The sequence below is a fragment of the bacterium genome (assembly GCA_019912885.1).
Taxonomy (GTDB): domain Bacteria; phylum Lernaellota; class Lernaellaia; order JACKCT01; family JACKCT01; genus JAIOHV01.
Window position 1 is genome coordinate 1 of the sequence record JAIOHV010000085.1, and the last position, 3,191, is coordinate 3,191.

At 66.9% G+C, this 3,191-nt stretch carries 2 protein-coding genes; both read left to right on the top strand.

The annotated features are described in order from the left end of the window. Positions 1 to 1,891 (top strand): DUF2723 domain-containing protein (locus tag K8I61_07115; GenBank protein ID MBZ0271790.1); only part of this gene is annotated, 1,891 nt, incomplete at its 5' end. Positions 1,892 to 2,094: 203 nt separating this feature from the next. Then, positions 2,095 to 2,883, top strand: coding sequence for a hypothetical protein (locus K8I61_07120; protein ID MBZ0271791.1), 789 nt, complete (start codon positions 2,095 to 2,097; stop codon positions 2,881 to 2,883). Positions 2,884 to 3,191 lie beyond the last annotated feature (308 nt).

The following is a 3,191-nucleotide window of genomic DNA, read 5'->3' on the forward strand; positions in this document are numbered from 1 at the left end:
GGCCGGCGCCGTCGCGGGCCTTGCGCTGGCGTTCAGTTACAGCCTCTGGATGCAGGCGACGAACGCGGAGGTTTACGCGCCGAACGCGCTGCTGACGGCGATGTTGTTGTGGTTTGTGGTGGGAGATGCGCGAAGTGCCGGCGCCGGCCACCCGCTCCCTGACGGTCGCGGCTCTGTTCACGCGCGCGGCTCTGATCGTGCGCGCGGCTCTGGTCGTGCGCGCGGCTCTGATCGTGCGCGCGGCGTTCCCCTCAATCCTCAATCCTCAATCCTCAATCCCCGTTCGATCTATCTGGCCTGCGCGGTCTTTGGCCTGTCCTTCGGCGTGCATCCGATGACCGCGGCGATGGCGCCGCTGATGTTGTATGCCGCGTGGCGCTACAAGTCGGGCGGCGGCGCGTGGCGCGAGATCGGCATCGGCGCGTCGATCGTCGCGACGTGCGCGCTCGTTCCGTTTTTCGTGTTGCCGCTCATCGCGCTGACCGATCCTTATCTCGTCATGGGCGACGTGCTTTCGGTGAAGGGTTTTTTCAAGCACGTCACGATGGGGACGTTTGTCGGCAACGAGAAGAACTTCGCGTTTCTCGCAAGCCGCGTCGCGTCGGTGGGGCACGAGGCGTATCTGCAATTTTTTCCCGCGGGGCTCGCGCTCGCGTTGTTCGGCTTGTGGGCGGCGCGCGGGCGGCGCGACGTTGTCATCCCGCTGTTGCTGGCCATGCTTCCCATCACGCTTTTGTCCGCGGTGTACGTGAAGGGCGGCGAATACGACATGTGGCTCATCGCCGCGTGGGTGCCGATGGCGGTCACGATCGGGTTGGGGGCGGATGCGTGCGTGCGGTCTATTTTGAAGGAAGAAACGCGAAGTGGCGGGGCCAACCACCCGCTCCCTGACGGTCGCGGCACGGGGGGGCGTGGCTCCGTTCGCCGAAATGCGATCGCGGCGTTTTGCGGCGCGGTGATTCTCGCGCCGCAGCTCTACGTCAACGCACCGCTGCTCGACCGGCGCGACGACGTGCTGCCGCTCGACTACGGGCGCAACCTGCTTTCGAGCGTCGGCGAGGGCGGGCTATTCGTGGTGCGCGGCGACTCCGCGTGTTCGATCGTCGCCTACGTGCAGGCCGTCGCGGGTGAGCGCCCGGACGTGACGCCGGTGTGGGAGCCGTTCATCTCGTTCGCGTGGTATCGGCGCTACCTCGAGCGACGCCACGGCGTGACCGTGCCGCCGCTCGATCGCGACCTGACGCTGACGGACGCCGTCGTATCGCTCGTGGAGGTGGCGCGGAAGGGCGGGCGCGAACTGGTGTTCACGACGATCCCGCGCGTGACGCCGGCGCGGCCGATCATGTTTGTCCCGAGCGGCACGCTGTTTCGCGTCGTCGAATCGCGCGACGCGCCGGTCGATCTGTCGCGCTGGAATTATCGCTACACGGATCCCGACTGGCGCACGCGCCCGGCCCGTCCGCACGGTCAGGTCGTCGAGCGCGATACCGGCGGTCGCGCCACGGGCGTCACGCGGCAGCTCTACCGCCAGGACGCGATCGACTTTCAGGCGCAGGCGCACATCAATCTTGGCAACTATTTTTTCTCGCGGCAGGCGTTCGCGAAAGCGGCGGAGGAATTCGAACAGGTGCTCGATCTCATCCCGGGCGATCCGGGGATGATGACGCGGCTCGCGGAGTCGTTGTACCTCTCCGGCGATCCGCGCGCGGCGACGGCGCTTCATCAGGCGCTCGCGGCGAATCCGGGATACGCGCCGGCGCATTTGTATCTTGCGGAGATCGCGCGCGCGCAGGGCGACATCGAAACCGCGCGCAAGGAGTACGAACTTGCACGCCGCACCGGTCCGCAGCTTGCGAAGGTCGTGTCGGAGCGGCTGGCGACGCTGGAGTAGAGGGGGCAATCAAAGCAGGCGGGACACCTGCGCTCCCGGGGAGCGACGGCGCCGGAATGGACATGATGGACCGAATGGACATCATGGACGGCCACGACGCCGGAGGGCGATTCCATCCACATTCCCGTTCGCATCGTTCTTGCGTTTGGCGTGTTTGGTGTATAGTGCGCCGTCCGAAAATGAACGACAGGGGGGTTCAGGTTATGAACGCGCGCTTGTGGTCCTTGTTCTGCGCTTTCGCGCTTGTCGTCTTGCTGGCGCTTGGCGCCGCCATCGCCTGCGATCAGGACGATGACGACGACGACTCCGGCGACGACGACGAGGAGGAGTTCGAGGACTTCGACGAGACCGACGACGACGATTCCGGAAACCTCGATGACGACACCGTCGGCCCGCCCGAGGACTCCGGCGACCGCCTGCCCGAGGGAAGCTGCGGCTGCTCGGGTTGCGAGGGCTGCAAGTCCGCCGACGACTTCGACGAGGCGTTCGCGCTGATGGAAGACTTCGCGGCGTTGAACGTGGATTTCGGCGCGGACGAACTTGGAGACTATCTCGACGCGGGCGGCGCGGACTGGCTGGTGAGCGGCGCCGAGGCCGCGTGTTTCGACGATCTCGCCAACGCGGCGGGCGCGTGCGTCGTGCGTGCGCAGGATCGGTTGACGCACGGCGTGCCGGCCGGCCGCGTCGCGGACGAAATCGGCCTGTGCGCCGACGACGCCGGCGACGGCTTTGTCGGGTGCCTCGCGGCGGGCGAATCCGTGTGCGGCGATTTCGCGCTTTGCGACACCGCATGCCGCGACGAGGCGTTGACCGACGCGGACGAGGCGCTCTGCCTGAACACGTGTTACGACGCGTTCCCGGCGTGCGAGTCGCTCGGCGAACTGCTCGAAGCCGCGGCGTGCGCGCGCGAAGTGGCGTATTTTGTCGAGATCGCCGGCGGCGGGTTTGACGTGCTCGGCCTGGCGAGCGATTTCGCGGTTTGCTTGCGCTGACGCGACGATCAGAGCCGCGACCGTCAGGGAGCGGGTGGTAACGAGGCGGCAACACGATTCGCGAAACGACGAGATGCAAAACGCCTCGCGGCGACGCGGGGCGTTTTTTTTCATCGGCGGAGCCATTTCGATCGTCCGAATCATTGTCATCCTGCGCAAAGCGAAGGATCATCGTTCGTGCCGGCGCGGGGCGAGACCCTTCGCTCCGCTCAGGGTGACAAGACTTCCAGACTTCCAGACTATTCATCTGGGCACGGGGCACGGGCACGGGCGCGGGCACGGGCGCGGGCACGGGCGCGGGCACGGGG